Annotated in this window: 22 protein-coding genes; 4 read left to right on the forward strand and 18 right to left on the reverse strand. The window is 50.0% G+C overall.

The annotated features are described in order from the left end of the window. Window positions 1-26: 26 nt before the first annotated feature. The 11 genes from spoIIIAC to DWX00_RS13425 all read right to left on the reverse strand — a co-directional run bounded on the left by spoIIIAC (window position 27) and on the right by DWX00_RS13425 (window position 8,601). Window positions 27-221 (reverse strand): stage III sporulation protein AC, encoded by a 195-nt coding sequence (spoIIIAC, locus tag DWX00_RS13375; RefSeq protein WP_022463192.1) that lies wholly within the window; start codon window positions 219-221, stop codon window positions 27-29. Between the two features lie 27 nt (window positions 222-248). Continuing rightward, entirely contained in the window at window positions 249-764 is a 516-nt protein-coding gene (locus DWX00_RS13380; protein WP_055221399.1) for a stage III sporulation protein AB, read from the reverse strand. Beyond that, window positions 764-1,771, reverse strand: a complete 1,008-nt coding sequence (gene spoIIIAA / locus DWX00_RS13385; protein WP_055228503.1) for a stage III sporulation protein AA — start codon at window positions 1,769-1,771, stop codon at window positions 764-766. Before spoIIIAA ends, DWX00_RS13380 begins: the two co-directional genes overlap by 1 nt. Before the next feature lie 57 nt (window positions 1,772-1,828). Next, a complete protein-coding gene (locus DWX00_RS13390; protein ID WP_118595523.1) occupies window positions 1,829-2,380 on the reverse strand; it encodes a 4'-phosphopantetheinyl transferase family protein in 552 nt (183 codons plus the stop codon). An 82-nt stretch (window positions 2,381-2,462) separates the two neighbouring features. Then, window positions 2,463-2,969: an SEC-C metal-binding domain-containing protein gene (locus DWX00_RS13395; RefSeq protein WP_022463188.1), complete on the reverse strand. Its 507-nt coding sequence runs from the start codon at window positions 2,967-2,969 to the stop codon at window positions 2,463-2,465. 110 nt (window positions 2,970-3,079) lie between these two features. Then, entirely contained in the window at window positions 3,080-3,556 is a 477-nt protein-coding gene (locus tag DWX00_RS13400) for an Lrp/AsnC family transcriptional regulator (protein WP_055221452.1), read from the reverse strand. 8 nt (window positions 3,557-3,564) lie between these two features. Further along, complete coding sequence (locus DWX00_RS13405; protein WP_243038014.1) at window positions 3,565-4,914, reverse strand: hemolysin family protein; 1,350 nt, start codon at window positions 4,912-4,914, stop codon at window positions 3,565-3,567. 25 nt (window positions 4,915-4,939) lie between these two features. Continuing rightward, window positions 4,940-6,319: an aminopeptidase gene (locus DWX00_RS13410; protein WP_118595524.1), complete on the reverse strand. Its 1,380-nt coding sequence runs from the start codon at window positions 6,317-6,319 to the stop codon at window positions 4,940-4,942. 305 nt (window positions 6,320-6,624) lie between these two features. Next, window positions 6,625-7,332, reverse strand: coding sequence for a J domain-containing protein (locus tag DWX00_RS13415; protein ID WP_117805014.1), 708 nt, complete (start codon window positions 7,330-7,332; stop codon window positions 6,625-6,627). 6 nt (window positions 7,333-7,338) lie between these two features. Then, window positions 7,339-8,178, reverse strand: coding sequence for a DUF5685 family protein (locus DWX00_RS13420; RefSeq protein WP_118595525.1), 840 nt, complete (start codon window positions 8,176-8,178; stop codon window positions 7,339-7,341). Between the two features lie 21 nt (window positions 8,179-8,199). Next, window positions 8,200-8,601 carry a hypothetical protein gene (locus DWX00_RS13425; RefSeq protein WP_118595526.1) on the reverse strand — a complete coding sequence of 134 codons (402 nt, stop codon included), beginning with the start codon at window positions 8,599-8,601 and terminating at the stop codon, window positions 8,200-8,202. A gap of 191 nt (window positions 8,602-8,792) precedes the next feature. Here DWX00_RS13425 and DWX00_RS13430 point away from each other — a divergent pair, with 191 nt between their 5' ends. Together DWX00_RS13430 and DWX00_RS13435 are read left to right on the forward strand one after the other, a co-directional pair. Beyond that, window positions 8,793-9,029 carry a hypothetical protein gene (locus DWX00_RS13430; RefSeq protein WP_118595527.1) on the forward strand — a complete coding sequence of 79 codons (237 nt, stop codon included), beginning with the start codon at window positions 8,793-8,795 and terminating at the stop codon, window positions 9,027-9,029. Continuing rightward, window positions 9,026-9,628, forward strand: coding sequence for an HAD family hydrolase (locus tag DWX00_RS13435; protein WP_118595528.1), 603 nt, complete (start codon window positions 9,026-9,028; stop codon window positions 9,626-9,628). The genes DWX00_RS13430 and DWX00_RS13435 overlap by 4 nt, the downstream gene beginning before the upstream one ends. Window positions 9,629-9,676: 48 nt before the next feature. Here the strand turns inward: DWX00_RS13435 and DWX00_RS13440 are convergent, their stop codons facing one another. The 7 genes from DWX00_RS13440 to DWX00_RS13475 all read right to left on the reverse strand — a co-directional run bounded on the left by DWX00_RS13440 (window position 9,677) and on the right by DWX00_RS13475 (window position 21,246). Further along, window positions 9,677-12,214: a transglutaminase domain-containing protein gene (locus tag DWX00_RS13440; RefSeq protein ID WP_118595542.1), complete on the reverse strand. Its 2,538-nt coding sequence runs from the start codon at window positions 12,212-12,214 to the stop codon at window positions 9,677-9,679. Between the two features lie 153 nt (window positions 12,215-12,367). Continuing rightward, the gene (locus DWX00_RS13445) at window positions 12,368-13,381 is read right to left on the reverse strand and encodes a glycoside hydrolase family 18 protein (RefSeq protein WP_117510263.1); all 1,014 of its coding nucleotides are present in this window, start codon (window positions 13,379-13,381) and stop codon (window positions 12,368-12,370) included. Between the two features lie 27 nt (window positions 13,382-13,408). Continuing rightward, on the reverse strand, window positions 13,409-14,761 hold the full coding sequence (locus tag DWX00_RS13450) for an alpha-L-fucosidase (protein WP_330376962.1): 1,353 nt from the start codon (window positions 14,759-14,761) through the stop codon (window positions 13,409-13,411). Window positions 14,762-14,891: 130 nt separating this feature from the next. Next, window positions 14,892-16,532, reverse strand: coding sequence for an extracellular solute-binding protein (locus DWX00_RS13455; RefSeq protein WP_055264780.1), 1,641 nt, complete (start codon window positions 16,530-16,532; stop codon window positions 14,892-14,894). 138 nt (window positions 16,533-16,670) lie between these two features. Further along, window positions 16,671-17,600, reverse strand: coding sequence for a carbohydrate ABC transporter permease (locus DWX00_RS13460; protein ID WP_022463175.1), 930 nt, complete (start codon window positions 17,598-17,600; stop codon window positions 16,671-16,673). A 14-nt stretch (window positions 17,601-17,614) separates the two neighbouring features. Continuing rightward, entirely contained in the window at window positions 17,615-18,550 is a 936-nt protein-coding gene (locus DWX00_RS13465; RefSeq protein ID WP_022463174.1) for an ABC transporter permease, read from the reverse strand. Between the two features lie 455 nt (window positions 18,551-19,005). Further along, entirely contained in the window at window positions 19,006-21,246 is a 2,241-nt protein-coding gene (locus DWX00_RS13475) for a glycoside hydrolase family 3 N-terminal domain-containing protein (RefSeq protein WP_022463172.1), read from the reverse strand. A gap of 217 nt (window positions 21,247-21,463) precedes the next feature. Between DWX00_RS13475 and DWX00_RS13480 the strand changes: the two genes are divergently transcribed. Together DWX00_RS13480 and DWX00_RS13485 are read left to right on the forward strand one after the other, a co-directional pair. Continuing rightward, the gene (locus DWX00_RS13480; protein WP_022463171.1) at window positions 21,464-22,531 is read left to right on the forward strand and encodes a carbohydrate-binding family 9-like protein; all 1,068 of its coding nucleotides are present in this window, start codon (window positions 21,464-21,466) and stop codon (window positions 22,529-22,531) included. Window positions 22,532-22,582: 51 nt separating this feature from the next. Then, window positions 22,583-23,605 carry a LacI family DNA-binding transcriptional regulator gene (locus DWX00_RS13485; protein WP_022463170.1) on the forward strand — a complete coding sequence of 341 codons (1,023 nt, stop codon included), beginning with the start codon at window positions 22,583-22,585 and terminating at the stop codon, window positions 23,603-23,605. Window positions 23,606-23,660: the final 55 nt, after the last annotated feature.

Below are 23,660 nucleotides of genomic sequence, written 5' to 3' on the forward strand. Positions count from 1 at the left end.
ATCCCCTCCGTTTTTTCTCCCTGCTCTTAAATTGTAAACAGTTGTTTGATGTCCTCAAACAGCGCGGAAATATAGGGAAGAATCCAGAACAGCACCAGCACAAGACCGGCAAGGCTTGCAAGAAATGCCTGTTCTTCCCGGCCGCTGTGTTTTAATACCTGGCACAGGACCGATACCAGAATCCCGACTGCCCCGATTTTAAATAGAATCCCGACCTCCACGCCTGCTCCTCCGTTTTCAGACACGCCCTAAACCAGAATCAAAAATAAAAAAAGGCCTCCCATGATTCCAAGACTCTGACAGAGCCTCTTCCTTTCCGGCAATCCTTTCTGCAGTTCCGCGATCCGCTGCACAAGGCGTGCCTCATACCGGTCCAGATTCGCCTTCTGCATGGCGCGGTCCCCGGTGCCAAGGCTGCATCCGGCCTCCTGCAGCTCTTCTTTTTCTTCTTTTGTAAGGCGTGTGTCCGCCAGGTGGACTGCCGTATTCTCTTCCAGAATCGCCGGCAGTGTCTTTCCGTCCGGGCGGCGCATATCCTCGGAAATATCCTGTAAAAAATCCCGGTACGGATCCCGCATCCGCCTTCCCGTCTCCCAGAACGCATCCGGCAGCGGGGAAGCCGCCGTCACAATCTCTCCACGCAGATACTGGATAATTTTCTGCAGTGTTTCCAGATCTTTCACATGGGCCGACAGCGCCGCACTCTTTGCAAAGCCGATCCCGACGCAGGCAAGAGAAGCCGCCAGTAAAACTGCAAGCCGCATCACAGAAACGCCTCCCTTCGGTACAGTGTCGTTCCTCTTCCGTCAAAAATAGCCTGTACGCTTCCGGCGTGGGGTTTCGCATCCAGCACGATGTACCGCTCGAAAACGTGGGATTCCACGAGGCGGTTCAGGAGAGGCTTCTGCTTCATATCCTCCATGGAATTGCCATGCACGGTCGCGAGCAGCTTGCACCCGCAGTTAACGACGGACTCGATCGCACGGATGTCCTCGCCCGTTCCGATCTCATCGACTGCCACCACATCGGGCGACATGGCGCGGATCAGCATCATCATGCCCTCCGCCTTCGGACAGCAGTCGAGCACATCGGTGCGGATGCCGACATCATTCTGCGCAACGCCGAGATAGCAGCCTGCGATCTCGCTCCGTTCATCGACCACACCGACGGTCAGCCCCGGATACGGCGACTCCCCGTCCGAAATCTGGCGGATGATATCGCGCAGCATCGTCGTTTTGCCGCAGCCGGGTGCGGAGACAATCAGGGTGTGCAGGAAACGGCCGTCTTCCCAAAGGTACGGCATCACTCGGTCCGCGCAGCCCTTTTTCTCATGAGCAACCCGCACGTTGATGCAGGATATATGGCTGATGCCTTTCACCTTTTCCCCTTCGATTACCGTCTTTCCGGCAATGCCGATCCGGTGGCCGCCCTCCACGGTCAGAAAACCCTGCCGCAGTTCATCCTCGTAGGCGTAGAGGGAAAAACTTCCTATGTAATCCATCGTATCGCGGATATCCGTCGGTGAGACGGGATAACCTTTCTCCCACTCCCCGGTCAGTGCTCCGTCCGGGGTCAGAAAGTACTCCTGATCCTTTGCGACCACCAGAAGCGGCGCGCCGGTCCGCAGACGGATTTCCTGCAGGTCATCGGCCAGCAGATCTGTGTTTTTCAGAATTTTCCGTATATTCGCAGAAAACAGGCGCAAAAGTTCCCTTTGCTCCTGTTTTTTCTCTGGCGTAACAATATCCTTTTGTCTTCCTGTCCTTTTCATCTTCACCACCTCTTATCGTTATATATATGAGATGGCGGGACAGGTTATGCACGATTTTTATGGTTCTATTCTTTTCATGCAGATTTTCACGGGCTCCGCTGCCCAGACGGCGCCTTCATATCCTTTCTCCGGACTGAAATGCATGCAGAAGCCCTCTTTCTTTTCCGTTCCAAGAGAACCCGAAAGACCGGTTCCCCTCCACTTGCCGTAGCTCTCCTCTTCGGTCCAGATCCGGAAAAACAGCGTTTCAGCATTCTCCGCTGCGGCAAGGCGTTTCTGGTCTTCGTCGGAAAAATACCGTTCTGCCATGCGCTCCCAGGCAGCGCGGCGGTGCTGCTGCAGATCCATGCCGATCGGAATGGAAGCAAAAGCGCAGGCAGCGTATTCCCCCGAATGAGAAATATTAAAACAGATCTGCGGATGCCCTGGCAGGTACGGTTTTCCGTGCGCATTCCGTTCGATCGTTATCTTTTCTCCATCCAGCCCATACTGTTCCTGCATTCCCATCCGGAACAGCTCCCATCCGCACTGCGAGAGTTCCCGTTCCAGCTCTTTTTTTTCGCCCTCCGGCTGTGTAATTTTTTTCAGATAAACTACCGTCTCCTGCATCCTGCTTCTCCCTCTTCATAGAAAAAGAGACCGCGAAGCCTTTCAACTTTCGGCTTCCCGGTCTCTTCTCGAAAATTCTTTCTTATGCGTTTTTACCGCAGCAGTATTTGTATTTCTTTCCGCTTCCGCACGGGCATGGATCGTTTCTTCCGATTTTTTTGCCTTTGATTACAGTGCCGGATTTTTTCTGCTCCATGTAAAGCGTTTTCTTCTGCTCTTCTGTGAAGATCTCATCCCACATCGGCAGGTTGTACAACCAGTCTGCTTTTGCGTCTACCATGTTTTTGTACAGAAGCTCTTTATCGTAAGCCAGTGTAACAACGGTATCCTCTTCCATCTCCTCGATCGGGTTCGGGATCACAAGGCTGTCGTTGATGCCGTCCAGGAAACCAACCATGGTCATAACGTCCACTTTGTATTTCTCTGCCAGCTCTTTTACGGTTCCTTTTACCACTTCATCCGGGTTGGAAAGAAGCTGCTCGTAAATGTTTTTCTCAATCAGGAAATAATTGGTCCAGAACTGCTGGAGCTGTCTTTTGTCTGCTTCCTGATTATAGGCGATATCACGCCAATTCTGTAATAAACTCATGTTATTATCCATCCTTTATCTGTTTCTCTGAGCGCGTTTTTTCGCGCCGTCCCCTAGCGGGATTCCGGTTTTTGTAACACGCTTTAGTATATCGGAAAGTCCGCAGAAAATCAACCTTTTTCTTCTTCCTGCTCCAGAATCGGGATTCTGGTATCGCCGAGCGGAATTCCTCTGTGTTCCACCGATGTAGAGAACACGATCTGCGTCTTCGTTCTTCCAAAATGCTGAAGCTGGCCGATAAACTGATCCAGCTCAGATGTTGTGTGGAACACAACCTCCATCAGCATCGAATAGTCGCCGGTCACGCAGTTGCACTCGATCACATTCGGGCAGTCGGTGATGTACGGATAGAATTCCTTTTTCCGCACCGGCTCAACCTCCAGATTGATGAATGCCTTGATCCGATAGTCGAAAACCTCCGGGTTCACACTCGCACGGTAGCCGGTGATCACCCCGTCCTTTTCCAGGCGGTCGATTCTCGCCGAAACCGTCGGCGAAGTGAGACTTACCTTGTCTGCAATACTTTTGAGCGGAAGCCTTGCATCTTCCTGCAGCAGTTCCACAATTTTCCGGTCTGCTGTATCCAGTTCACGTTTCATTCCCTCTCCTTACGTTCCTCCTGCTCTCCTTTTTCTTTCGGAGGCAGTTTCCTTACCACCGTATTTTCCACGCGGTGTTCTTTGACCCGCATGACCTTGATCCAGAGATCGTCGGTCTCGAGTTCAAACTGGCTGCCGTCATCCGGAACCGCACCGAGTTCGCCGAAAATGTAGCCGCCGAACGTTTCATATTCATCGACCGGCAGTTTGATCTTCAGTTCCTCCGCCACATCATCCAACGAGGCACTTCCCATGATTTTCCAGGTGTCTGTGGAAATCAGCTCAATTTCCGATGGCTGCCCGATCTCCGCCTCATCATTCAAGTCCCCGACAAGCTGCTCGATCAGGTTACGCACGGTGATAATTCCATCCATGCCGCCGTACTCATCCAGAACCACGGCAAAATAGTTGCCGGTCTTTTTCATGTTCTGGAACAGCGTGGCAGCCTTGATGTTTTCAGGAACAAAATAAGGCTGTTTGATTGCTTCTTTCATGACATGATCGCGGTCCTTGGTGCGAAGCCGGAAATAATCCTTGGCATCCAGAACGCCGATGATATCGTCCACAGTTTCGCCGCAGACCGGGTAATACGAGTGGCGGCTCTCATGGATGAGCTGCTCCCACTCCTCCATCGAGTCTTCCAGCCACAGAAGATCTACATCGGTTCTGTGGACGCAGATTTCATCAATGGTCAGATCATCGAACTCAAATACGTTCTGAATCATATCTTTTTCTTCATTGTCGATCGCGCCTTTTTCGCTGCCGGCATCTACCATCATCCGGATTTCTTCCTCCGTCACCTGATCGTCGTCCTCATCCGGATCGATCCCCAGAAGGCGCAGGATACCGTTTGTCGATGCAGTCAGCAGCCACACAAGCGGTGCAAACACTTTCGAAGCACCGCTTACAAGACCGGAAATCCCGAGCGCAATCTGCTCAGCCTTCTGCATTGCAATCCTTTTCGGCACCAGTTCGCCAAAGATCAGGGTGATGTAAGATAAAAGCAGCGTAATCAGCACAACGGCAATCGCATCCAGTGTCTTTTCCGGAATCTTCATACCCGCGTCCACAAGAGCAGAAACGATTCGATCCGAAAAATTTTCTGCTGCAAAGGCACTTCCGAGAAAACCGGACAGAGTGATGACCACCTGTATCGTTGCAAGAAAACGGGATGGCTGTTCCGTCAGATGAAACAGCTTCGCCGCTCTTTTGTTTCCCTCCTGTGCCATTTTTTCCAGTTTAGCGTCGTTGCAGGAGACCACAGCGATCTCCGCGCAGGCAAATACCGCATTGACCGCTATCAATACGACCTGCAAAAGAATACTGCCGACTATGTCACTGTCCAAACGTTTCAAACCTCCTCAATATTATTTATGCGTTTTTCAAAAATGCCACATAGGCCTTCTTGGCCTCGTAAACATCTGCTTTGCTGGTTACTTCCCATGGAGCATGCATGCTGAGAACCGGTACACCGGAATCAATCACTTCCATACCGTACAGAGACATGATGTAGGCGATGGTTCCGCCGCCTCCGACATCAACTTTACCAAGCTCTGCTGTCTGCCAATTTACTTTTGCATCATCAAAGATAGCGCGAAGAGCTCCGACGTACTCTGCATTGGCATCGTTTGAGCCGCTCTTTCCGCCTGCTCCTGTAAATTTGTTAATTACGATACCTTTTCCGAAAAATGCAGCGTTTTTCTTCTCAAATGCTGCTGCATACAGCGGATCAAATGCTGCGCTGACATCAGAAGAGAGCATTCTGGAGGAAGCAAGGCATCTTCGAAGGGCCAGTTCTGTTCCCTCGCCTGCAAGTGCAAGCAGCTCTGCCATGGTGTTCTCGAAGAAATGAGACTGCATACCGGTTGCGCCGACGCTTCCGATCTCCTCTTTGTCTACGAGCAGGCAGCAGGATGTCTTCTCCGGTGCTTCCACCTCGAGCATTGCGACAAGAGAAGTGTATGCGCATACACGGTCATCCTGGCCGTATGCAAGAATCATGCTGGCATCCATACCAAGCTCACGCGCTTTTCCTGCCGGTACAATTTCAAGCTCTGCGGAGAGGAAATCCTCTTCTTCGATGCCATACTTGTCGTTTAAGAGCTTTAAGGTCATGGCTTTCACTGCATCTTTCTCTGTTCCTTCCAGCGGCTGGCTTCCGATCAGAAGATCGAGGTTCTCGCCCTCTACTACCGTACTTGCCGGTTTGGTCTGCTGCTCTCTGGAGAGGTGGATCAGAAGGTCTGTCACGCAGAATACCGGATCGTTGTCGTCCTCACCGATCACAACATCAACGACTTCGCCGTTCTTTTTCGCTACCACACCGTGGATGGCAAGTGGAAGGGTTACCCACTGCCATTTTTTGATACCGCCGTAGTAGTGGGTATCGAGATATGTAAATCCGTTGTCCTCATACAGCGGGTTCTGTTTTACATCGAGACGCGGGGAATCGATGTGTGCGCCGAGGATATTCATACCTTCGGTCAGCGGTCTTGTTCCGATCTGAAACAGTGCGATGGCTTTTTTCATGCATACGGCGTAAACTTTGTCGCCTGGTTTTAATGCACGGTTTTCTTTTACGTAAGTGTCAAGGTTTACGTATCCAGCCTCTTCCGCCTGGCGCACGCTCTCTTTTACGCACTCGCGCTCTGTTTTTCCGTTGTCCAGGAATGCGCGGTAGCTGGCGTTTAATTTTTCCAGCTTTTTCATATCTTTTTTCTTGTACTCATTCCATGCTGTTTTTCGTTCCATAGCTTTTCTCTCTTTCTGTTTTCTTTATCTGATCCGTGCCGTATTTTTCTGAATCTAATCGGGCTTCCGGTCATGATTGCGATCTCTTTCATTATAATCTGTTTTGACAGGAAACACAAGGATTTTCGATGTACGGAAAAGACAAGGAAGACCCCGCGGCGGACCGTTTTTTGCGGCCGCAGCGGGGTCTTTAAGGGGAGGATAAGTATTTCCTTATTCTTCTTTTGTCTGTCTCATCGAACAGGGGAATTTCGATGATAGTCCTATTCTCCCCGGTATTTTTGTTTTTATACACTTCGTTTTCATCAACAGCAGAAAAATCCTCTTCCGCCGCAGCAACAGCAATTGCAGATGGCATTGATTGCCATACATTCACAGCACCATTTTCCGAGATCACCTGCACTTCTCTCGTAGCCGTAGCCGCTTCCCATGTCGGAATACCACTGACCCCCACCCCGGAGTTGGCTTAAAAGCTGCTGGTACTGCAGATTCTGCGGTTCTAATTTGACTGCCATCTCGGCATCCTGCACGGCATTGATGTTGTTGCCGAGGCGCGAATTTGCGATCGCATGCAGGAAATACCATTTTCCGCTGCGGTCGGAAATGTCGTTCAGCACGTTCATCGCCTCGCGGAAGTGGCCGCTGTTGATGTAGTTGGCTGCCGCCTGCAGCCGCATTTCCTGCTCGGAATTTCCATAATCATTCCGTGCGGAGCCGCCGTTTCCGTACGCGCCGCCGAATGGGTCAAAGCCGCCGAACGGGCCATAGCCGCCGTAAGCATCTCCGCCATACGACGAACCTCCGCTCTGGTACGAGGTGCCGTGCTCGCGTTCATCCATGATCTGTTTGTACGCCTGCTGCACCTGTTTGAATTTTTCTTCTGCTTCTGCTTTATTCGGATTATTGATATTGGCATCCGGGTGATACGTCCGGCTGAGTTTTCGGTATGCTTTTTTGATTTCATCGTCCGAAGCCCCGCGGGACACGCCCAGCACCTCATATGGATCTGTCATCAGTCTTTATTTCTCCTCTTTTTGGCGCTCTTTTGCGCTTTTTCGCATTTCGTATTTTTCCCAGATACCAGCATACAATATATTTCGCAGAATGTCTACATTTTCCAGGATCGGAAGTTTTTCAAATGCACGCGACGCTTCCGCCGTCATCATCAGCAGGATTTTTTCTGCGGTTTCCTCGAAGTCCGGCTGATCTGCGATGGACAGAAACGGGTTGTAGTTTCCGCTCTTTTTATCTTTTTCCACGTCATCAAGCGCATCCATCAGGTAAATGAATTTTCCGATGTAAAAGCCGACCTGGCGCAGATCATCGCTCCAGATGTCCTCCTCCGGAATATAGATCTCCGCCATCACCTCTCCGGTATAGCCCGCCGCAAGATCGAGGTCTGGATTGTTTTCCTTCTCGCATGCATGCAGCTTTTCGAGGTAATCCTGCACTACTTTCGTCTGGCGCGGATACGATGCCTCGATGCGTGTCACAGATTTTTTCAAAGCCTTTGCCACTGTAAACGCCGCGTAGTTTTTCTCGTCCTCCCAGTCATCCAGCAGATTGTAATAGGCGAGCAGCACGTTCATGTCTGCGCAGTATTTTGTGTATTTGTTCCGCAGGCATTTATGTTTTTTGCCGGGATGAAGAAAGCAGTAATGCTCCTCTTCTTTTGTCTCACACTCATAAAGCCCGGTCAGCAGGATGGAAAGAAATGTCATATCAAACGTCAGCATCGCCTGACCCTTTTTTCCATACGCCTCTTTGATATCCTGACACAGACCGCAGTAGTATGCCTGATATTTATTGTAATCTTTGACTTTCAGGTCATCCTTTCGGATGGTCACATAACCAAACATGAATCGCACTGCTCCTTTTTATCAGGTGTTTTTGATGAATTTTGTTCCGCATTTCGGGCAGCAGATCTCGATGTGGCCTTTTCCTTTCGGCACACGCACCTGCTGATGGCAGGACGGGCAGCGGAAGTAGCAGTGCTCTTTATCCTTGAATGCACGGGTTCCGCCTCGGAAGAATCCGACGACGCGGTTTTTCAGTTCCAGGAATTTCTGGTTTTCCGCATACCGTTTGGAATGGTTCTTGGACATGATGCGCACATCCGCCCAGACGATCAGGACGAGTGCCAGGGTGTAGATAAGGGAGCTCCGTACAACCGCTCCGAAAATCATCATGGCAACTGCCGCCCACATCATAAAATTGCCCAGCTGATCGATGCCGTAGCGGCCGTACATCAGGCGGGAAAGTTTTTCTTTCAGTTTATCCATTTTGTTCTCGTTTCTCCTTTTTCAAAGTATATGCCAATACTCTATCCCTTTTGAGGGAAAAAAGCAATCGAAAGCGCCATTAATTTTTTCTAAAAAATTCTTAAAACTTGCGGTGGATGTTTCTTTTCAACTGTGCTACACTTGGTTATGTTTCTTTATATTTTATTTTCAGTAAACGATCGGAGATTTTTATGAAACGACTCAAACAGATCGGAGCCCTTCTCGCCATCGCGTTCCTGATCGGATTCGGGCTTGGCGCCATGATTTTTGCGTTTATCGACACGCCGTTTGCACACAAGGCGCTGACTCTCTGCCTCTACTGTGCAATTACCGTACCAGTGCTCATCTATGCCATGATGCTGGTTGCCAAGGTTCTGTCGCACCGCGATGAGAACGACAAATCAGACAAAGGAGAAAAACAGTCATGATTGATACCATTATTTTTGATGTAGGCCGCGTACTCGTCAACTGGGACTACGAGTCCTATCTGAAACGCTTTGCTTTCGGTCCGGAAAAGACGAAAGCAATCGCCGCCGCAACCTTCGAAAGCCCTTACTGGCGCCAGTTCGACCGCGGAATTCTCACACCGGCGGAGATTGTAAAAGGATTCTGCTCCCTCGCCCCGGAATACACCGAAGAAATCAAAGAGGTTTTCGCCCACTGCGAGGAAACCATCACCCCGCTGCCGTATGCAGAAAGCTGGGTACGCTCCTTAAAAGAAAAAGGCTACCGCCTCTACATCCTCTCCAACTACTCCGGAGACCTCTTCGAGCGCACCAAAGAGAAAATGCCCTTCCTCCCCTACATGGACGGAACCCTCTTCTCCTGCACCTGCCATTTAACAAAACCGGAACCGGAGATCTACCAGCACCTGATCCAGAAATTCTCCCTCACCCCGGACCGCTGCGTATTCCTCGACGACACCAGAGCAAACGTCGAGGCCGCAGAGCAGGCAGGGATTCATGGAATTCATTTTACGGGGTATGAAGATGGCGTAGCACAGTTGAAAAAACTGGGCGTTCTTTAAAAAAACAGGCTGCCGCATTCGTGCGTCAGCCTGTTTTTTAGTATTAACCTACGCTTTCGCCGCCTCTTCCATCAGCCGCAGCATCAGTCCGACGCTGCCGACGTTATATCCGGCATAAGCGCGTCCGCCGATGTTTCCCGGCAATGCGAGGATCAGCAGTGGGAGTTTTTCTGCATCGATTCCCATTTTTTCGGCGATCGCCGGGGCGTCGTCGGATGGGTCGAGGTAGAGGGACATGTTGTGGATTGCTGCGCGGGCTTTCTGGAAAGTTGTGTTTTCCAGGTCGGCTTTCGTGCGGAGCACGGCTGCCATGGCAGCGTCTTTTGCGTTCCACTTCTCTGTGATTTCGATCAGCTCATTCAGAACATGCTCGGTCGGCTCCTCTCCGGTTCCGAGGAAGGCCAGAAGGATCGGGCCGTCTTTGGTGAGATCGTTCAGGGTATGCGCCTTTCCATCCAGATCCTCCAGCGTGATCTCCGGCAGTTCGATGTGCTCTAACAGCTCATCCAGCTCTTTTTTCACGGTTTCCAGATAAATCTCTTTTGCTTCTCCCGCCTTCAGTTCAAACACGCGGTATGCGGCATGTTGGTCACCGTTCGGCATACGCATACTTGTAATCAGACGATAGCAGCCCGGCTCCAGGGTCAGATCCAGTGTTTTGCCATCGAATGCGATGTCTTCGTAATTCAGCGTCTCAAACACCGTTCCGTTCCACTTTCCGATGGTCCACGTCTGATAGTATTTCCATGCGCTTCCATCCTCCGCACGCAGTGTCAGAACCGCACTTTCCGTTTCCTCCTTCAAAACAGCTGCTTCTGTTTCCACACTGTGGAATTCCCCATCACGGTAATACTCCGGCTCCAGGGTCACCGGATTCAGTCTTGCCGCTACATTGAGACTCCGGCAGATTGCCACAAACAGAATCTTCTGCGCCAGCGGACTTCCCTGTTTCATCGTAAGGACGCCGACCGGCGTTGCCATGATTGTATCATACTCTTCTTCTGGATGGAAGGTAATATTCTTCTTAAGATAATCCAGGATCCGTTCCGGCTGCTCCGCAAAGCTGCGTTTTGTCTCTTCCTCAAAAAATCCGCGGATCATGCTCCGATATGGCGTCAGCTCCTCGAGGAAAATACGCGGGCAAAGAAGATCCTTCCTGAAAATCTCCTCTGGAAGATCCCCCTGCTCACAGTCGAGATGATCCTCTAAAACGGATGCCTTCAAGTCCTTCGCATCCTTTAATTCCAGCGAAAACAGCAGCTTCTTCCGGTTCGGATTTTCATCTTTGGAAAGGAATGTATAAACCTCCTCAAAATTCTCTCCTGCCCGGTGGAAAATCTCTTCCGCTTCCGGATACGCAGCAGCTTTTTTCTCATCAAAGCATGCTGCAAACCGTGCCTTCCGAAGCCGTTCCGCCTCTGCCATCCGTGCCGCATTGCGCTCCTTCTGCTCCTTTGTGGCAACGACATTCCGTACCGGCACCTCCTTCGGTGCCCGGATTTCCAGCGTCTGCCACGTATCATCCGCTGACGGAACCGCCTCTTCCTGCAGCACCAGTTCCAGCGAATCTTCCTCCTCTATCCTCATCATGGCTTCTGCCCGGCGTATTCCGTCAAATGCCCGTACCCGGATATCGCCAAGGCCAAGTGTCATCTGAACTTCTCCGTCCGCATCCGCAATCATCACTGCAGCCGGGAAAAACTCTGCCATATTCAGGATTTCAACCGCAATATGCGCTCCTGCAGCCGGTTTTCCATTCTCATCCTTCACAAGAATCTTCACCAGCTTCGTTCTGCCATAAAAATCTGTATGGTTAAAGTAGTACAGCGCTCCTTCTTTTCCAAGATACTCCTCGTTACTTTCCTTCACATAATCCGAAAAGTTCCGCGTATGAATCAGAATTGCCCGATTCGCCGGACCGGAAAACCAGCCGGTATCCAGCACCTCTTCCGGCTCGCAGGCGCCGAGAAAATGCCACTCGCCGTCCACAAACACCTCAACCCATGCATGATTGTCATCACAGTGCGCCCATCTTGGTGTATAGACCTGCCGCGCCGCAATACCGACACTCCGATACGCCGTAACTGCAAACGTTGACTCCTCGCCGCAGCGTCCCTTTCCGCTCCGATACATCGTCATCGGAGATGCCGTTCTGCTGTCCGTCGCCTCATACGTTGCATGCTCCGCACACCAGTAATTAATCTCCAGAATTGCCTCCCAAAGACTCATTCCGGCTACACGCCCCATAATCTGCTCGTAAAAAAACGGTCTGCAGTCCGTAATATCCTCGGAATTGATCCGGTCATACAGCACATAATTTACAAACACATCCTCCGGCAGTTCCTTACACCATGCCACCTTCTCCCGCAGCATCAGCGCATGCTTCACGTACGAAAGAAAAAGGTTAAATCCATATTCTCCCGCATCCCTTACCGGCATCGTACCATACAGAAACTTCATCAGCACAACCTCTTCTTCACTGCACTGTTTCAATTTTTCTTCGATAACAGGCATCACCGGAGCCAGAAGCTCTCTCCGTCCCTCAAATTTTTCCGTTGCATATTTTTTCAAATTTTCTGAGATCATGATTCTATCTATCCCTTTCTCTTTTTTCCTATCCGTCTCCACAACGTACATCCGCCCACCGGCGGCAGACGCCATGTGAAAAAGGATTCCTTGCGATTTTTCAGGAACACCGGAGCGAGGAGCCTTTTCACATACCGGCTGTGGGTCACTACGCTACATATTTTTCTTTATAAATGAAAGTAATTCTCCGCTGGGATCGCATTTATACTCCCAGAACATAATGCCCCCCATGCCCTTTTCTTTCAGGTACGCAATTTTCACCCCAAGTGACTCGCAGTCCTCATAGCTGATAAATGTTTCCCCGTCAAACAGATACGGAACCTTTGCCTGCTCATCCCAATACCGGATAAATCCCCTCTTTCCGATCCAGCTCTCTTTGAGCTCGCCATAGTCACCGCCATATCCTCCGACCGTCTCTGCTTCCATTCCAAGCCCGTTGCGGCATCCGGCGCCTTTTACTCCATCCCATTTTCTGGAATAAAACGGTACGCCAAGAATCAGCTTCTCCATTGGAACGCCTGCATTTACAAAACCGTTCACTGCCTTCTGCACACATGCATCAAACAAATTTCCCTCACTGTGATACAGCGCCGCATGATGTCCCGTCACCTTCTGGAAACCGCCCTGCAGATCATACGTCATCAGCTGCACATAATCCAGATACCGGGAGGCCTCCTTCATATCTGTCTGCAGTGCAAAGTAAACATCTCCGCCGACTGCTGTCGTTACAAGCATGCCTTCTCTGTACGCGTCCAGTGTCTTCCGAAGCTCCGCCAGAAGCAGCGTATAATTCTCTTTATCCGATCTGTCCGACGCAATTCCTGCCAGCGATGTGCCCGGATACTCCCAGTCAATGTCAATGCCGTCCAGACCATACTCCTTCACAATTGCAAGTGCACTCGCAGCAAACCGCTCTCTTCCCTCTTTTGTTCTTGCAGCCTGGGAAAAGCCGTCTGCTCCCCAGCCGCCTACGGACAATACAATCTTCAGCTCCGGGTTGCTTTTCCGAATGGATACTATTCCATCCCGTGCATCCTTTGCATCCCATACAACTTCTCCGTCCCGGATCAGACCAAATGCAATATTGATCACGGTAAGTGCCCGCACATCCTCTTCTCGCATATGATTTAAATCCGCCGTATTTACATAGCCAATTATTCTCTTCATCTCATAAGCTCCTCTGTCCGAATCGTTTTACTCATTAAATGTTACGACTTCCCCGTGTCCCAGATTGTAGGTGATCTCATCCTCAAGCTCCACCTTCACAACCGTTGCAAACGGATGAATGCTCATCTCTCCGGCCCAGATCCAGAGCGTTCCCGGAATGCCGCTCCATGGAAGTGAACCTGTGTAGGAGAACCGGAGCTCCTCTCCCGTATGCAGAACCGTCACCCTTTTTACCGGTGTTTTAATGCCTTTCACACACAGTGTCTCCTGCGGCTTATCATAGACGAAAAGATACATCGTCTTCTTATCCGCCGAAATCGTGCTTCCGCCGAGGAAATGATTGTAATCCAGTCCTTTTTCTGTTCCAAATACCGCTTCCTTATGGTCATGAATCCATCCGCCCAGATCCAGAAGAACTTTCTCCTGGCGTTCATCCAGCGTTCCGTCCTCCTTCGGTCCGATATCCAGCAGCATTCTTCCTCCAAGGGTGATACAGTCGCAGAACATGCGCACAATCTGACCGCTGCTCTTGTAATCATTGTCCGATGGACGATATCCCCAGGAATCGTTGATTGTCGTACAGAATTCCCACTCGCCTTTCGGTCCGTACAGCGGAATTCCCTGCTCCGGTGTCTCATAATCTCCATAGCCCTGCATTCTCGAATTCAATACAACGTTCGGATTCAGGGTATGCAGATATTCCCTGAATTCCGGCATCTTCCACTGTGCCGCGCTCCGTTCCCAGTCACCATCAAACCATAAAAGATCCACCGTTCCGTAATTTGACATCAGTTCTTTTAACTGATGATTGTTGAATTCCAGAAACTCCTGCCATTTCTCCGGCTCCTCCTCTTTTCCGGCCGGGGAACCATAGATATCGTTCAGACAGTCTTCTTTTTTCATTCCTTCCGGGTAAACCGTGCGGTACCGCGGATCCGACCAGTCGATCAGCGAATAATAAAGGCCGACCTTCAGACCTGCCTCACGCATGGCAGCTGTATACTCTTTTACAAGGTCGCGCGCTGCCGGTGTTTTCTTCACAACACTTAAATCACTGTATCCGGTATCAAACAGTGCCACGCCGTCATGGTGCTTCGCTGTCATAACCACGTACTGCGCACCTGCTTTTTGAAACAGCTCCGCCCATTTTTTCGCATCAAACTTCGATGCTGTAAAGCCTTCACACTGTTTCATGTAATCTTCATAAGAAATATTTCCGTTGTGGAACGACCATGACTCTGACACATCACCCACCGCATAAATCCCATAATGGATAAAAATGCCCAGCTTCGCGTTCCGAAACCAGTCCTGCATCATCTCTTCCAGCTCCTCCTTTTTTTGTACTCCCGGATTAAAAGACTCCGGGCATAGCTTTTTTATCCGATCTAATTACCCCTTTATTGTTTCTTCCCATTATATCAGTTCTTGCCCAAAAAGAAAGGCATATTACCGTTTTACACTGTAATATGCCTTTTTTCACGCCACAGGAAATATCGTTACCTTTTCCTGTTTATTTCGCGATTTCCTCGATACCCTGAGTTGCTACCCAGTCCTCAAGTCCCAGAGAGTACATACCATCTACATAAGCCTGCCAGTCAGCATCGTTGTCAATGTCAAGCTCGCCGCATACGAACTGCGCCTGCTGCTGCTCAAAGAAATCTTTGATTGCTGTGTTCGTATCAGAGAAGGTATCAATTTTATCCAAGTCAATCCAGTAGGACGGAATAATTTCTTTGGTCAGATTTGCCTCATAAGCTTCCTCTGTTGCTTTTTTCTCATCATACATCGGATGCTCTTCTACAAACTCGAAGTCTACCGGCAGATATTTCGGCAGAGACTGCGGCCACAGATTGCCCCAGGAATATTTTTCCTGATCTTCCTCAGACAGTGTGGTGGTGTCAATCGCATGGTATCCGTCATCCTCTTTGTTTACAATCACACCAACCGGTCCTCTGTTGCAGCCGATGCCGTTCTCCAGTGCGAATGCATTGTCAAACCAGCGGCAGATGATTTCCGGATGCTCTGCCTTGTTTGTGATGACAGCCTGGGTTCTGTATACGCTGAAGCCTTCCGTATCGCGCAGCCAGATTCCGTCTTTGTCTGTGTTCAGAACAGGCATGGAGTCGAAATCGCCTCTTTCCTCTGCAGCCGGGATTCCGGTAAACTCGTTGCTTCCGTATGCGATGGAAACGCCGTACAGGTCCTGATTTCCTTTACCTTCCCATGTGGAGCTGTCCTGTGTGTAAAGCTCTACGTCTACGAGTCCTTCTGCATACAGTTTGTGGAACCAGGAAAGGAACTCACGGTATGTATCGCTGACACCGCCGTAAACAACCTTTTCATTCTGGATTGCAATACCAAGTTTGTTCATCGGAAGTCCGAAGTAACCGGCCATAGCCTCGATATGTTTGTTGTTCGGGTCGGTAGAGAACGGGATTTCATCGGAAGCGTCACCGTTGCCGTTTGCATCCTGCTCTTTGAAGGCTTTCAAGACTGCCTCAAACTCGTCTGTAGTGGTCGGCATGCTCATGCCAACATTCTCCAGCCATTTCGTATTGATGTATGGGCTGTATCCAACGGTTGTATCGGTACATACGTACGGAATTGTGTAGATGTGTCCGTCCGGTGCTGTCATTTTTTCTCTTACACCCGGCAGATCCAGGATCGCAGAAATGTTCGGGCAATATTTCTCAAAATAATCTTCCAGCGGAATGAATACGCCCTGGTTTACACCATAGGTGAGGATTGCATTATCGCTTAAGGTCCATCCGCCGATCACATCCGCGTAATCTCCGGAGTTCAGATCCAGATTCAGTCTCTCCGTTGCTGTTTCGTATGGATAAATTTTCAGGTCAACGTCTACATTGGTCTGTTTTTTGAACTCATCGAGCATGATAAACTCGCCGGATTCGCTGGAATCATCGCAGAAGATGGAGAAGGTGTAATCTCCCTCGTCTACCAGCGGAAGACCTTCCTGATACATAATGCCGTTTACTTTTCCGTCCTCATCCACGGTGTCGTTTGCTGCGGATGCTGCGGATGCTGCAGAAGCACTCTTTGCCGAGCTGCTTCCATTATCACTTCCACATCCGGTAAACATAGATGCCACCATTACTGCAGTTAAAACTGCTGCGACTGCTTTTCTTTTCATGATTTTTCCCTCCTGTGTTGTTCCGGCGGCATTTTCCCGCCGGAAGCGCTTTTGCCTGTCCGTTGTCCGGACTCTTTATTTACATACCGCCGTTTCCCGTGCGGCAGATAAATCGTTAAAAAAACTTCTTCTTGTAAATCAACCCTTCATGGATCCGATCATAACACCCTTTACAAAGTGCTTCTGCACCAGTGGGTACATAACCAGAACCGGGATACTGCTGATGATGATCAGCGAGTATTTCATAACGTCGATCAGCTGCTGTTTTTCCTGCAGTGCTGCTCTTGCTGCCGCAGTTGTTGCTGTCTGGGACAGCGCGGTCTGGTTCGTGATCAGGATGTTACGCAGAACCAGCTGCAACGGATACTTTGCTTTGTCCGAAATATAAACGAGTGCTGAGAAGTATGAGTTCCAGTGACCGACACCATAGTACAGAACCAGAATTGCGATGATCGCTTTGGAAAGCGGAAGTGCAATCTGGAAAAAGAATCTCGCCTGGGTGCAGCCGTCAATTTCAGCTGCCTCATACAGCTCTTCCGAAATGTTCGACTTGAAGAAGGTTCTTGCCACGATCATGTTGTATACGCTTAAGCATCCCGGAAGAATCAGTGCCCAGATCGTGTTCAGCATCTGCAGTCTCTGAATAACCAGATAGGTAGGGATCAGACCGCCGCCGAAGAACATGGTGATCAGGTAAAAAATGGTGATCGGTTTCTTTCCGGAGAAATTGCTTCTGGAAAGTGCATATGATGTCGGAAGCGTTACGATCAGGTTGACCATGACACCGCAGAAGGTGATGATCAGGGAGTTTAAAAAGCCTCTCATAACCTGGTCGTTTTTAAATACTTCTGCGTAGCCCTTCAGGGTAAATCCGATCGGGTGAAGCAGTACTTTACCACTCGATACGGCGCTTGGCGCACTGATGGATGAAATGATAACCCAGTACAGCGGATATGCCACAACAAACAGAACCAGCGTCAGGATAATGAAGCAGGCTGCGTCAAAAACGACGTCCTCTTTGCAGCGTTTTATTTTCTTTTTTGTCACTGCGGTATTTTCTTTACTCATGTTTTTGTTTCCTCCTACCACAGGCTGTTGCCCGAAAGTTTATCAGATATCGTATTGACAATGATCAGCATAACCATGTTTACGATGGTGTTGAACAGACCGATTGCTGAAGAATACGACATATCGTTGTTGATCAGACCGACCTTATAGACGTAGGTGGAAATGATCTCGGATACACTGGCATTCAGGTTGTTCTGCAGAAGGAAGGCTTTTTCGAAGCCGACGGAAAGAATGCTTCCGCAGTTCATAATCAGAAGAATGGTCGCGGTCGGCATGATCAGCGGAAGGTCGATGTGACGGATCAGCTGTAATTTCGTTGCGCCGTCTACCTTTGCCGCCTCATGCAGCTCCGGGCTGATGCCGGCGAGTGCTGCGAAGTAAATAACAGAGCTCCATCCTGTACTCTGCCATACGCCGGTCCACACATAAATGTGTCTCCAGTAGGCTTTTTTCGCCATGAAGTTGACCGCCGGAATTCCGATTGCTTCCAGTACGTGGTTGATAACACCGACGGACGGAGACAGGAACAGAATGATCATACCACACATAACTACGGTGGAAATGAAGTTCGGCGCGTAGGTGACGGTCTGGATCACTTTCCGGTATCTCTTATGGCGGAAGGAGTTCAGCATCAGTGCCAGGATGATCGGAATCGGGAATGATACAACCAGTCCGTACAGACTCAGGATCAATGTGTTCTTGATGGTGGAAGCAAAGTATGGAGAGTTGAAGAATCTCTCAAAGTAGTACATGCCTACCCACGGGCTCTTAGTGATTCCGGCCGTCGCATTGAAGCGGCGGAACGCGATCTGTACACCATACATCGGAATGTAGCTGAAGATGAATGTCAGGATCACGCCCGGAACACAGAAAAGCCAAAGCGAGATGTCTCTCTTAAAGGCGCGGATGGTACGGCCTTTTTTCTTTGCTTTTGTTGGTTTCTCTTTCATTTCTCTCTTTCCTCCCTTTTAAAGGTTTCGTGTTTTCCTTGATTGTCGCATTTCCGGTCGTAAACATTTTGAACATTTTGCTTTCGCATCATCCTCGCGTGTTCCTTCTTTTTTGTGCAACTGCTACAATCAAATCTGTGATTTAAGATTTATCCAACACTGTTTTGTTGAATTTATTTTACCTTTTGTTACCTTATTTGTCAACCATTAATTGAACATATATACCAGTTTGTTACTTTTACGCAATTTAAGCAGGCGTTTTTTAGGCACTTTTCCTATATTTCGACGCGTTTTTCGGTTTTTCTGTCCCTTGCGGCCGTGATCCATGTTATCTTTTTTCGTATTTTCGTCCATTTCAAAGAAACAAAAAGGGAGAAAATACGTCGTTTTGTTTCGCAACATATTTTCTCCCTTTGTTCAGTTTTATTACTTTTTATATTATCTTCCGTCAAGCCTTACATTTCAGTTACATTTCCGCTCCACCATTTCTCTGCTCCATCCTCGAGCATCAGCTCATAGTCATGGCAGATCACTTCCGGTTTTCCCGGAATCTGGACAAAGTTCATCTCCTCTTTGGAAAGCTGGAACGAAACTTCTTTTTTCTCACCCGGTGCAAGAGAAATTCTGGTAAAAGCTTTCAGCTCTTTGATTCTCGCTACCACACCGCCGGAACGTTTCCGCACATACAGACACGGAACGGAGGTTCCTGCCATGGCACCGGTGTTCTCTACGGTAAACGAAACGGCAGCACCGTTTTCTTCTTTGTTCACGGAAACATCGCTGCACGCAAACGTCGTGTAGGATTTTCCCTCACCGAACGTATGCAGCGGCTGGCTCGTCATATCGCAGTATGCCGGAACGACGGAGGTACGGTAATTGTAGCACACCGGAATCTGACCGGCGTGGCGCGGCATGGATACCGGGAGACGGCCGGACGGATTCGTGGTTCCGTAGAGCATCTCTGCAACGGCCTTGCCGCCCATCGGACCCGGATAAAACGCATACAGAAGGGCATTCGAAGCATTTTCGATATCCTCGATGCAGTATGCTCTTCCTGCGATCACAACGGTTACCATCGGCTTGCCAAGGCGGGCAAGCTCTGCAACCAGTTCTTCCTGTGCTGCCGGGATGTGAACCTTTGCGGTGTCCATTCCCTCGCCGCAGTCCATCGAACGGCTGCCGGTTCCCTTGGATGCTGCACCGTTTGCATCGAACACAGCTCCGCCGAAACGGGAAGAAGAACCGCCGACAACAGCTACGATCACATCGCTCTTTGCTGCAAGTGCCAGTGCTTTTGCTTTCTCGTCCTCGTCAGCCTCTGAAAATTCACTTCCCATTGCATAGGAAACTTCCACGCCCTCCGGTGCTTCCTGTTTCATGCCCTGAAGGACGGTGACGCACTCGCTTTCCGGAACCGGCGGGGTGTAGTCGCCGAGCATGCAATAACGGTCTGCTGCGTGATAGCCGATCACAGCTACTTTTTTGTACTTCTTAGCAAGCGGCAGCACACTCTCCTCGTTTTTCAGAAGAACAGCGGACTCCCGTGCCAGGGAAAGAGATACTTCCGGGATCCCGGCTTCTTCCGGGGTGAGCATGTTTTCTTCCATATAAGGATGTTCAAACAGACCCTTTTCAAATTTCAGCTTCAGAACTTTGAGAACAGACTCGTCGATCTCGCTCTCATCGAGAAGTCCCTGCTCTACGGCCTCGCCGAGACGGCTGAACGCTTCATCCCAGAGGCTCACATCCACACCGGCTTTTCTCGCTGCAACGCCTGCATGCAGAGTATCACCCTCGGTATTCTTAAGGAAATCTACAGCCAAACCATCTGCCATCACAATGCCGTCAAAGCCCATTTCACCGCGCAGAACATCGCGGAGCAGCCATGCGTTTCTGTGGCAGTACACGCCGTCGATCTCGTTGTATGCCGCCATGATGCCTTCCACGCCTGCTTCACAGCACGCTTTTGCCGATGGAAAATGGATTTCCCGCAGCTCCCGCTCGCCGATTCTTGCAGCACTCGCGTTCACACCTCCGGTTGTCTCGCCCTGTGCGCAGAAGTGTTTTGCCACACTGCCGACACCGGTGGACTGCATACCGGTGACTGCCGCTTTTGCCATGGATGCGGCAAGGCACGGGTCTTCAGAGTAGCACTCCTCACTTCTTCCCCATCTCGGGTCGCGCGCCATATCGAGCGCCGACATCAGCGCCAGATCCACATGACCGCTCTTTAACTGTTTTCCGCATGCCTTGTAGCCTTCGGAAAGAAGTTCCGGGTCGAATGTTGCGCCTGCTGCCAGGTTGACCGGAAGCAGACCGCCGCCGAGCGCCTGATGGCCGTGCGGGCACTCGGTGCTCATCATCATCGGGATGCCGAGGCGGGAATGATCGATCACATATTTCTGTACTATATTATAGGCTTTTGCGGAAAGTTCCAGCACAATGCCGGTCTTCTCATCTTTATCTGCCCACGGATCGGCACGGTACAGGCCGTACAGGACGCCAAGCCCTCCCATGCGCTCTACTTCCTCTTTAAATTCCTCTGTCAGTGTAAACTCCTCACCCTGTCTCTCGTAAATCCGGAATCCGTACAGACGCTGATTTAACTGTCCTACTTTTTCCTGCAGCGTCATTTTTCCGAGCAGGTCTTTTGCGCGCTCTTCCGGGGAAAGGGCCGCATTCTGATATGCTTCCATTGTTTTTGTTTCCTCCTTGTCCTTCTCCTTATTTCAAGTGGCTTTATTGTACCGCATTCTTTTCATTTTGTCCACAGTAAGTTATCTTTCGTTCATTTTTGTTCATTTTAATGTTGAATTTTATTACTTCTGGTGTTATGATACCTTTTGTCGACACGTTTTCCGCGTGTTTTCTAAAAAAGCTTAACAGTAAATATTTGAAAGGGAGATTTTTACTATGAGTACAAACATCACAATTCCGGTTCCGGCAGTCCCGTTCGCACCGCCGGTTTACACCTGCCACCGCGCAAAAAAGCCGTTCGAGTTAGACGGAAACATCAACAAACCATTCTGGGAAGATGCCCCGTATACCGACGAATTTCTCGATATCGAAGGAAGCCACATGCCGCTTCCGCGCTTTGTCACCCGTGCAAAAATGCTCTGGGATGACGAGAACCTTTACGTAGCAGCCGTGCTTGACGGCGATGAAATCTGGGGACACCAGACCGAGCGCGACTCCGTCATTTTCCTCGACAACGATTTTGAAATCTTCGTTGACCCGGATTCTGATACGTACCATTACTATGAGTTCGAAATGAACGTTCTGAACACGGTATGGGATCTGTTTCTTTCCGAGCCATACCGTGACGGCGGAAGCGGCCTCAATGGCTACGACATGCACGGTCTGCGCACCGCTGTTCATGTAGATGGCTCCATCAACGATCCATCCGCAGAAAACAAGTGCTGGAGCGTTGAGGTTGTCATTCCGTTCGCTGCTCTCTATGAGTATCAGAAAGAACGCCGCGCACCGAAAAACGGAGAATTCTACCGTATGAACTTCTCCCGTGTTCAGTGGAAAGTGGACATCAAGGACAACACTTATGTAAAACGTACCAATGAAGCCGGAAACGTTCTCCCGGAGGACAACTGGGTATGGGCTCCGACCGGTGTCATCAACATTCATTACCCGGAACTCTGGTCTTTCGTTTTCTTCTCTGACGACCGCGACGACGCACCGTGTGACATCACGATTCCGGAGGACGAATACCGCAAATGGGAACTCCGCAAGCTGTATTACGCAGAAAACATTCTGTTTGAGACAACCGGTTCCTACAGCGACAGTCTTACCGTCTTACAGGAGACCCTTGCCGCTTACGCTCCAAATGACTTCAACAAAACCGTCAAAGCTCTTGACTACACCATTGAGACCACAAGCCACTCTTACCTGATCACCTGCCCGAGTGCCGACGGAGCACATTTACTCCTTCTGTCTTCCAATGGAAAGGTTGAAAAAGTTACACGTTAAGTGTATAATATGTGTTAGCACTCAAAATTTGTAACAGGATCGGTTTAAACTATGAAAAAAGTAACGTTACAGGAAATCGCGAACTCCCTGGGCATCTCCCGGACTACGGTCTGGAAGGTGTTCAGCGGACACGAAGGCGTCTCCGATTCCCTGCGCACCAAGGTCATCGCCAAAGCCCAGGAACTCGGCTATGCCATCCCGGAGGATTTTCAGTATCCGCAGAGCGCAGAGGAGACCACGCCGGTCAACATTGCAGTTGCCGTCTGCAGACCGGAAACCTCACTTTTCTGGATGACCATCATCCACCAAATTGCAAAAGTATTTTCGACACACAATGTCAATCTCGTTTACACGTATCTTCCGACTTCGGCGGATAAAACGTATTTTCTCCCGCCGACTCTTACAAACGGAAATGTTCACGGCATCATCGTTCTGAATGTGTACAACGAGCGTCTTCTGCGCCTGCTCGCAGAGACACAGATTCCGAAAGTGTTCCTGGACACTTCCTCTCTTGTTGCCCCGGATGAGCTGAACGGCGACCTGCTTCTCATGGAGAGCCGCACCAGTGTCCGCCGCATCACCTGCCATCTGCTCGAGCAGGGACGCACCCTTCCGGGCTTCATCGGTGATATCAGCTACGCACAGTCCAACCGCGAACGATATGAAGGTTTCTGCCAGGCTCTGGCGGATGCCGGTAAAAAGGTGGATTCTTCTCTCTGCCTGACGACACCGCTCGGCATCGATACGTACCGTGAAGAAATCGATACCTTCCTTTCTTCCCTGTCCCGCATGCCGGACGCTTTCGTCTGCGCCAGCGACTACGTTGCCTGCATTCTGATGCAGCTTCTCGAAAAACGGGGCTTACGCGTACCGGAGGACGTTGCAGTATCCGGCTTCGACAACAATACAGAGGATCTTCTGGCAGAACATCTGACGACCGTTCAGGTCTTCAACGAAGAACTCGGCGCACGTCTGGCACTCCAGATTCTGTACCGGATCAAATATCCGAACACGCCGCATGAAATTACGTATCTCGGCACCAACGTGCTGTACCGCGATTCCACCGGTGACTGATTTTATTTTTCATCTGTTTTCAAAAAAGACACCGTCTTCCCTTCCGGGACACGGT

This window comes from Blautia sp. AF17-9LB, from assembly GCF_003479185.1.
Classification (GTDB): Bacteria; Bacillota; Clostridia; order Lachnospirales; family Lachnospiraceae; genus Fusicatenibacter; species Fusicatenibacter saccharivorans.

What these genes read in the sequence shown, in the direction of transcription:
- DWX00_RS13380 (WP_055221399.1), bottom strand. Translation starts at nt 764, where the DNA reads ATGCGGCTTGCAGTTTTACTGGCGGCTTCTCTTGCCTGCGTCGGGATC.
- spoIIIAA (WP_055228503.1), bottom strand. Translation starts at nt 1,771, where the DNA reads ATGAAAAGGACAGGAAGACAAAAGGATATTGTTACGCCAGAGAAAAAA.
- DWX00_RS13390 (WP_118595523.1), bottom strand. Translation starts at nt 2,380, where the DNA reads ATGCAGGAGACGGTAGTTTATCTGAAAAAAATTACACAGCCGGAGGGC.
- DWX00_RS13395 (WP_022463188.1), bottom strand. Translation starts at nt 2,969, where the DNA reads ATGAGTTTATTACAGAATTGGCGTGATATCGCCTATAATCAGGAAGCA.
- DWX00_RS13410 (WP_118595524.1), bottom strand. Translation starts at nt 6,319, where the DNA reads ATGGAACGAAAAACAGCATGGAATGAGTACAAGAAAAAAGATATGAAA.
- DWX00_RS13415 (WP_117805014.1), bottom strand. Translation starts at nt 7,332, where the DNA reads ATGACAGATCCATATGAGGTGCTGGGCGTGTCCCGCGGGGCTTCGGAC.
- DWX00_RS13420 (WP_118595525.1), bottom strand. Translation starts at nt 8,178, where the DNA reads ATGTTTGGTTATGTGACCATCCGAAAGGATGACCTGAAAGTCAAAGAT.
- DWX00_RS13425 (WP_118595526.1), bottom strand. Translation starts at nt 8,601, where the DNA reads ATGGATAAACTGAAAGAAAAACTTTCCCGCCTGATGTACGGCCGCTAC.
- DWX00_RS13430 (WP_118595527.1), top strand. Translation starts at nt 8,793, where the DNA reads ATGAAACGACTCAAACAGATCGGAGCCCTTCTCGCCATCGCGTTCCTG.
- DWX00_RS13435 (WP_118595528.1), top strand. Translation starts at nt 9,026, where the DNA reads ATGATTGATACCATTATTTTTGATGTAGGCCGCGTACTCGTCAACTGG.
- DWX00_RS13440 (WP_118595542.1), bottom strand. Translation starts at nt 12,214, where the DNA reads ATGATCTCAGAAAATTTGAAAAAATATGCAACGGAAAAATTTGAGGGA.
- DWX00_RS13445 (WP_117510263.1), bottom strand. Translation starts at nt 13,381, where the DNA reads ATGAAGAGAATAATTGGCTATGTAAATACGGCGGATTTAAATCATATG.
- DWX00_RS13455 (WP_055264780.1), bottom strand. Translation starts at nt 16,532, where the DNA reads ATGAAAAGAAAAGCAGTCGCAGCAGTTTTAACTGCAGTAATGGTGGCA.
- DWX00_RS13460 (WP_022463175.1), bottom strand. Translation starts at nt 17,600, where the DNA reads ATGAGTAAAGAAAATACCGCAGTGACAAAAAAGAAAATAAAACGCTGC.
- DWX00_RS13465 (WP_022463174.1), bottom strand. Translation starts at nt 18,550, where the DNA reads ATGAAAGAGAAACCAACAAAAGCAAAGAAAAAAGGCCGTACCATCCGC.
- DWX00_RS13475 (WP_022463172.1), bottom strand. Translation starts at nt 21,246, where the DNA reads ATGGAAGCATATCAGAATGCGGCCCTTTCCCCGGAAGAGCGCGCAAAA.
- DWX00_RS13480 (WP_022463171.1), top strand. Translation starts at nt 21,464, where the DNA reads ATGAGTACAAACATCACAATTCCGGTTCCGGCAGTCCCGTTCGCACCG.
- DWX00_RS13485 (WP_022463170.1), top strand. Translation starts at nt 22,583, where the DNA reads ATGAAAAAAGTAACGTTACAGGAAATCGCGAACTCCCTGGGCATCTCC.